Below are 8,045 nucleotides of genomic sequence, written 5' to 3'. Positions count from 1 at the left end.
CTCGCCCCGCTCGGCGCGGCGACGCTGTCGGGCACTTGGCTGGTCGTGGCGTCGGCCGGATCGACCCACGAGGCTCTGGCCGCCGACTGCCGTCAGGCGCTGACCGATCGCGGAGCGCAGGTTCTGTTCACCGAGATCCCGACCGGGGAGGTGGACCGCTCGACGCTGGCCGACCGGATATCCGAGACGCTGCACGACAACGGTCCGGCGGTGGCGGGAATCCTCTCGCTGCTGGCCGTCGATGAACTGCCGCTGGCCGCATCGCCGGTCGTGGCCACCGGTCTGGCCGGGACCGTGGGCCTGGTGCAGGCCCTCGGCGACGTCGGAATCGGCGCGCCGTTGTGGGTACTGACGTCGGGCGCGGCAACGGCCGGTGAAGTGTCGGTCAGTCAGGCGCAGGCACAGGTCTGGGCGTTGGGTCGTGTCGTGGCACTGGAGCATCCGGACCGCTGGGGTGGTCTGGTCGACCTGCCCCCGTCGTGGGACGCGCGCACGGCTGACAGTTTGATCGCTGTCCTGGCCGGTTGTGGTGAGGACCAGGTCGCCATCCGATCCAGCGGTGTCCTGGGTCGGCGTCTGGTCCGGGCGCCGCGGTTGGCCCGTACGGCGCCGCAGTGGAAGCCCGGAGGCAGTGTTCTGATCACCGGCGGTACCGGTGGCGTCGGCGGGCATGTGGCGCGCTGGCTGACCGCGCGGGATACCGCCCGGGTGGTGCTGTCCAGCCGGTCCGGTCCGGTCGCGTCCGGTGCGGCGGTGCTGGCCGCCGAACTGGCCACGGCTGGTACGACCGTGGACGTCCTCGCCGCTGATGTCGGCGACCGGGCCCAGACAGCCGGTCTGCTGGCCTGGATAGACCGGCACGGCCCCGCACTGAGCTCGATCATGCACGCCGCCGGCGCCGCCCCCGGCGGCCCGATCGACGGAGTGTGCACGGCAGAGCTGGCGGCAGCACTGCAGGCCAAGGCCGGTGGCGCGTCTTACCTGGACGAACTGACAGCAGGCAGGGACCTGGACGCCTTCGTTGTCTTCTCCTCCGGCGCGGCCACGTGGGGCAGCGCCCAACTGTCCGGCTACGCGGCCGCGAATGCAGCTCTTGACGCCCTGGTGGAAGACCGAAGGGCTCGTGGTCTGGCCGGGACTTCGGTCGCCTGGGGCCTCTGGGGCGGTGGCGGCATGGGGGAGGGCCCGGCCGGAGAGGTGCTCCAGCGTCTTGGCGTTCGGGAGATGGATGCAGAACTGGCCGTCGGGGCCCTGGCAGCCACCTTGGATGCCGGGGAAGGCCTGGTCACGGTCTCGGATATCGACTGGGACCGGTTCGCCACCATCTTCACCGTCCAACGGCCCAGCCCCCTGCTCGCCGACCTGCCGGAAGCCCAGCAGGCGCTCGACGGCACCCGTACGGGTGCCTACGGCACGGAGGCGGTCGTCGGCACCGAGCTGGGCCGCCGACTCGCCGGCCTGGACCGGTCCGAGCAGACGCGGATCCTCACCGATCTGGTTCGGGCCGAGGCCGCTGCCGTCCTCGGACATGGGTCTGCCGACGCGGTTCCGGCGGACCGGGCGTTCAAGGACCTCGGCTTCGACTCGCTCACCGCAGTCGACCTGCGCACCCGGCTGAACACGGCGACCGGACTGAAACTGCCCGCCACCCTCGTCTTCGACTACCCCACACCGGCTGGGGCCGTGCAGTTCCTGAGGACCGAACTGCTCGGCATCATGGCCGACTCCGAGGCGCCGAACGCGGCCCGTGCGTTGACGGATCCCGGCGAGCCGATCGCCATCATCGGGATGGGCTGCCGCTTCCCCGGCGGTGTCCGAGAACCCGAAGACCTCTGGGACCTGCTGGCTTCCGGGACCGACGCGATCGCCGGATTCCCCACGGACCGGGGTTGGGACGCCGAGGGACTCTATGCCGGGTTGGACGCCAGCGCGGCCACCACCCTCGTGGGTGGATTCGTCTACGACGCCGCCGACTTCGATCCCGGGTTTTTCGGGATCAGCCCGCGTGAGGCCATCACCATGGATCCGCAGCAGCGGCTGCTGCTGGAGACCGCCTGGGAAGCGGTCGAGCGGGCCGGAATCGACCCGGCCTCGCTGCGTGGCACCGCGACCGGGGTCTTCGCCGGGGCTGCCTTCGGCGGATACGGGCAGGGGCTGGCCGAAGAGACCGGCACCGAGGGCTACATGCTCATCGGCGGCCTCAGCTCGGTGATCTCGGGACGCGTGTCCTACACCCTGGGGCTGGAAGGCCCGGCGGTGACCGTGGACACGGCGTGCTCGTCGGCGCTCGTCGCACTGCACCTGGCCTGCCAGGCGCTGCGTGCGGGTGAGTGCTCGATGGCGATGGCCGGCGGTGTGGCGATCATGTCCACCCCGGCTCCCTTCTCCGAGTTCTCCCGCCAGCAGGGCCTGGCTTTTGACGGTCGCTCAAAGGCGTTCGCGGCCGACGCCGATGGAATCGGCTGGGGTGAGGGCGCCGGCATGCTCGTCCTGGAGCGGCTCTCCGACGCCCGGCGCAACGGGCACAAGGTACTCGCCGTCGTCGCCGGCAGTGCGATAAACCAGGACGGTGCCAGCAACGGCATCACTGCACCGAACGGCCCTTCGCAGCAGAAGGTCATCCGGACCGCGCTGGCCAATGCCGGGCTGCGTGCGGACCAGGTCGACGCGGTGGAGGCGCACGGGACCGGCACGGTGCTGGGTGACCCGATCGAGGCCCAGGCACTGCTGGCGACCTACGGAAAGAACCGACCGGAGAACCAGCCTCTGTGGCTGGGTTCGGTGAAGTCGAACATCGGGCACACGCAGACCGCGGCGGGTATGGCCGGGGTCATCAAGATGGTGCTGGCTCTGCAGCATCAGGAGTTGCCGCGCACGCTGCATGCCGATGAGCCCAGTCCGCACGTGGACTGGACGGCGGGCGAGGTCCGGCTGCTGCAGGAGCCGGTGGCCTGGCCGGCCAACGGCCGTCCCCGGCGCGCAGGCGTCTCGGCGTTCGGAGTCAGCGGCACCAATGTGCACGCCATCCTCGAAGAGGCCCCGTTGGTGGCCGAGTTGGCCGACGAGGAGACGGCGGCGCGGAGTGAAGGCGCCCGACTGCCGGTGCTGACAGGCGCATTCGCCTGGTCGGTGTCGGCGCGGTCCAGGGCTGGACTGATTGCGCAGGCGGGCCGACTGAGTGAGTTCGTGCTGGCACGTCCTGAACTGGACGCTGCCGAGGTGGGCTGGTCGCTGGTGGCGAGCCGGTCGGTGTTCGAGCACCGGGCGGTGGTGGTCGGCCGTGACCGGGAGGAACTGCTGTCGGGGTTGTCGGCGGCGGCTGCGGAGCGGCCTGCGACTGGCGTGGTGACGGGGACGGTCCCGGCTGGCGGCGGCGGTGGCCGGGTGGTGTTCGTGTTCCCGGGTCAGGGCAGTCAGTGGGTCGGGATGGGGCGGGAGCTGGCCTCGTCGTCGCCGGTGTTCGCGGCCCGGTTGGCGGAGTGCGAGCAGGCGTTGGCGCCTTACGCGGACTGGTCGTTGGGCGATGTGCTGGCTGGTCGTGACGGTGCGCCTGGGTTTGACCGGGTGGATGTGGTGCAGCCGGTGTTGTGGGCGGTGATGGTGTCGTTGGCGGCGGTGTGGCAGGCCGCCGGGATCGAGCCAGCGGCTGTGGTCGGGCATTCGCAGGGTGAGATCGCGGCGGCTGTGGTCGCCGGAGCCTTGTCGCTGGAGGATGCCGCCAAAGTGGTCGCGCTGCGCAGCCGGGCGTTGATCGCACTGTCGGGGCGCGGCGGAATGCTCTCGATCGCTGAATCCGTGGATGCGGTCCGGGCCCGGATGGTGACCTGGGACGGCCGGGTGTCGGTGGCGGCGGTGAACGGCCCTGAAGCCACGGTTGTTTCGGGTGATCCGGAGGCGCTGGCCCACGTCCTCGCCGCCTGCGAGCGGGACGGTGTGCGGGCGCGCATGCTGCCGGTGGACTACGCCTCGCACGGGCCGCAGGTCGACGAACTTCGCGAGGAGATCCTGGACCTGCTGGACGGCATCGCTCCGCAGCGGGGCCGGTTGCCAATGGTGTCGGCAATGACTGGCGAGTTCCTCGACGGCCCGGAGATGGATGCCGGCTACTGGTACGCCAGCCTGCGCGCCCCGGTCCAGTTCAGCCAGGCGATCGACGCCCTGGGTCGGGCCGGGTACGGGGTCTTCATCGAGACCTCCGCGCACCCCGTCCTCACCAGCGCGATCGCTGACACCTTCCAGCGAGTCGGCGAAGAGGACACCTCCGGTCTGCCCGTGCCGGCCCCGGTGGTGGCCGGTACGTTGCGCCGTGACGACGGCGGCGCGGATCGGATGCTCACCTCCCTGGCCGAGGTTCACGTCCACGGCGTCCCGGTCGACTGGGCGGGTGTCGTGCCCGAGGCCGAGGTGGTGGAACTGCCGACCTATGCGTTCCAGCGACAGCGGTACTGGCCGAAGGCCGTCCCGGTGTCGGCCGCGATCGCCGGTGGCGGCAGCACCGGAACGGCCGTCGAGGCGCAGTTCTGGAACGCGGTCGAAGCCGGAGACCTGGACGGCCTGTCGCGGACGCTGTCCGTGGACGGGCAGTACCTGGGCGAGGTGCTGCCGGCCCTGGCGTCCTGGCGGCAGCGCGAGCGGGACGAGTCGGTGACCGCCGACTGGCGGTACCGGATCTCCTGGATGCCGATGCGCGATCCCGGCCCGGCCGTTCTCTCCGGTACTTGGCTGATCGCCCTGCCCACCGGCCTGGGCGACAGCGAACTTGTTGCCGCCTGCGAGCGAATGCTGTCTGACCGCGGTGCCCACGTGGTCCTCGTCGAGATCCCGGCGGCCGACCTGGACCGGCACTCGCTGGCTGCACGGATCGGCGGAGTTCTCAGCTCGGGACCGCTGTCCGGGGTCCTGTCTCTCCTAGGCGTCGACGAGACGCCGCTGGCCGAACATCCCGTCGTCCCCGCCGGTGTCGCCGGAACGCTGGCGTTGTTCCAGGCCCTGGGCGACGCCGGAGCGACTGCTCCGCTGTGGGCAGTCACGAGGGGCGCCGTTACGGCCGGTGCCACCGACCAGGCGCCCAGCCCGACCCAGGCCCAGGTGTGGGGTCTGGGTCGGACGGTGGGGGTGGAGCATCCGGAACGCTGGGGTGGTCTGATCGACCTGCCGCAGGCCCTGGACGAGCGTGCCGCCGCTCGGCTTGCCGGGGTGCTCGCCGACGGCAGCGAGGACCAGGTGGCGATCCGGGCGGGCGGGGTTCTGGCCCGCCGTCTGGTCCGGGCCGCTTCCCGCCGCAACGGTGACGGGGGATGGACGCCGCGCGGAACGGTCCTGCTGACCGGGGCCAGTGGTGCGATCGGCCCGGACCTGGCCGCCTGGCTGACCGACGCGGGAGCCCCGCACGCTGTGCTGTCCAGTCGGCGGGGGCCGGGGACGCCGGGCGCAGCGGTGCTCGCCGCCCAGGTGGCCGAGGCCGGTTCGGCGGTCACCATGGTCGCCTGCGATGTCGTCGACCGGGATGCGGTGGCCGGTCTGCTGGACTGGATCCCGACGATCGCCCCGCCCCTGTCCGCGGTCATCCACGGTGCGGTCGCGGTGGAGCTGATGGGTGTCGACCGGACCGATGTCGACCAGCTGGCCCTGGCCCTGGGCGCCAAGGTCGGCGGAGCGACGCACCTCGACGAGCTCACCGCCGACCTCGATCTGGACGCCTTCATCCTCTTTTCGTCGATCAGCGCGACCTGGGGAGTCGGCGAGCACGCCACCTATGCCGCCGCCAACGCCCACCTGGACGCACTCGCGGAGAACCGGCGTGCCCGGGGCCTGCCGGCCACATCGGTGGCCTGGGGGGTCTGGAGCTCCGGCGGACGCTTTGACGAAGCCGGTGCATCCGTCTCAGAGCGGCCGCAGAGCCTGGTGCCGGAACGGCTGCGGCGCCAGGGGCTGCGGCTGCTGGACCCGCTGCGGGCGCTGGCCGTGCTGGGCCAGGTGCTCGCCGACGACGAGACGGTCCTGTCGGTGGCCGATGTGGACTGGCCGACGTTCTCAGCAGTGTTCAACGCGGCCCGCTCCTGGCCGCTGCTGCAGGAGATCCCCGAAGCCCGTCAGGTCGATGCCGCTGCGCCCGGGGCAGCCGTCGTCGCCTCCGGTGACGGTGCGGCGTTGCTGGAGCGAATGGTCGGAGTGTCGCCCGGGCAGCGGGAGCGGATCGTCACCGACCTCGTCGGCAGCCACGCGGCAGCCGTCCTCGGACACGATTCGGCCGATGCGGTGGACGCGGCCCGCGCCTTCCGCGAGATGGGGTTCGACTCCCTGACGGCGGTCGATCTCCGGAGCCGGCTGAACCGGGCGACCGGTCTGCGACTGCCCTCGACGGTGGTGTTCGACTATCCGTCACCGGTGCTGCTGGCCCGTCAGATCGTGACCCAGCTGATGGGCACTCAGCAGACGGTGTCCACGGTCTCACGGGTCGTCCCCGTCTCGGCCACCGATCCGGTGGTGATCGTGGGAATGGGTTGCCGGTACCCCGGCGGGGTGGACAGTCCTGAAGCGATGTGGAGGCTGCTGGCGAGCGGCGGGGACGCGATCGGCGGCTTCCCGGCGGACCGGGGCTGGGACATCACCGGACTCCTGGACACCGTCCCCGGGTCGGCACCGACTTCGGCCACCGGCGAGGGCGGTTTCGTCGCCGGGGCCGCGGACTTCGATCCGGCGTTCTTCCGGATCAGCCCGCGCGAGGCGCTGGCGATGGATCCGCAGCAGCGGTTGCTGCTGGAGACCGCCTGGGAAGCCATGGAGCACGCCGGGCTGGATCCGGTGTCCTTGCGTGGTTCGCTGACCGGTGTCTTCGCCGGTGCGGCGTCGTCCGGGTATGCCGGACAGGCCGGGTTCGACGAGGAGTCGGCCGGTCACCTGATCACCGGCAACGTCACCAGCGTGATCTCGGGCCGGATCTCCTACACGCTCGGCCTGGAGGGCCCGGCTGTCACCGTCGACACGGCCTGCTCGTCGGCGCTGGTGTCGCTGCACCTGGCCGCCCAGGCCCTGCGAGCAGGGGAGTGCGACCTGGCGCTGGCCGGTGGCGTCATGGTGATCACCGACCCGGCCGAGTTCATCGGCTTCTCGCAGCAGGGTGCGTTGGCGGCGGACGGTCGTTGCAAGGCGTTCTCGGCCGGGGCGGACGGGATGGGTCTGGCCGAGGGTGCGGGGATGATCGTCCTGGAGCGGCTCTCGGACGCCCGCCGCAACGGCCACACGGTGCTGGCCTTGGTCGCCGGAAGCGCGGTCAATCAGGATGGCGCGTCGAATGGCCTGTCGGCGCCGAACGGTCCTTCGCAGCAGCGGGTGATCCGCGCGGCCCTGGCCAACGCCGGGCTTCAGTCGGGGGACGTGGATGCCGTCGAGGGTCACGGCACGGGTACCCGGCTAGGTGACCCGATCGAGGCCCAGGCGATTCTGGCGACCTATGGCCAGGATCGGCCGGAGGGGCGTCCGCTCTGGCTGGGGTCGGTGAAGTCCAACATCGGTCACGCGCAGCAGGCGGCGGGCGCGGCGGGGATCATCAAAATGGTCCTGGCGCTGAGGAACGGCCTGCTGCCCGCCACACTGCACGCTGATATCCCGTCACCGCAGGTGGACTGGACCGTTGGTGACGTCCAGTTGCTCACCGAATCCGTGGACTGGAAGTCCAACGGTCACCCCCGTCGGGCCGGCGTGTCGGCGTTCGGGATCAGCGGCACCAACGCCCACATCATCCTTGAAGAACCCCCGGCTGAGTCCGCCGACGGTGATCCGACCCAGGAGACGCTGCCGGTCCTGACGGGTGGGGCGACGTCCTGGCTGGTGTCCGCCCAGTCCCCGGCCGGCCTCCAGGCGCAGGCACTCCGGCTGGCCGACCATCTGTCTGCGAATCCGGATCTCGATCCTGTCGATGTGGGCTGGTCGCTGGCGACGACCCGGTCGGTGTTCGAGCACCGGGCCGTCGTCATCGGGGGCAGCTCCGGTGAACTCGGCGGCGGGTTGTCGGCGTTGGTGGCTGGGCGGCCGGCTTCCACCTT

Annotated in this window: 1 protein-coding gene; it reads left to right on the top strand. The window is 71.3% G+C overall.

Annotation, left to right across the window (positions count from 1 at the left end; genetic code table 11):
- Positions 1–8,045, top strand: an 8,045-nt coding sequence (locus tag TR46_RS37120; RefSeq protein ID WP_042411513.1) for a type I polyketide synthase, incomplete at both ends; no start/stop codon positions are given.

Source organism: Streptacidiphilus carbonis, from assembly GCF_000787775.1.
Taxonomy (GTDB): Bacteria; Actinomycetota; Actinomycetes; order Streptomycetales; family Streptomycetaceae; genus Streptacidiphilus; species Streptacidiphilus carbonis.
Note: the sequence above shows the minus strand (reverse complement) of the source record. Positions and strands in the feature narration are given on the sequence as shown.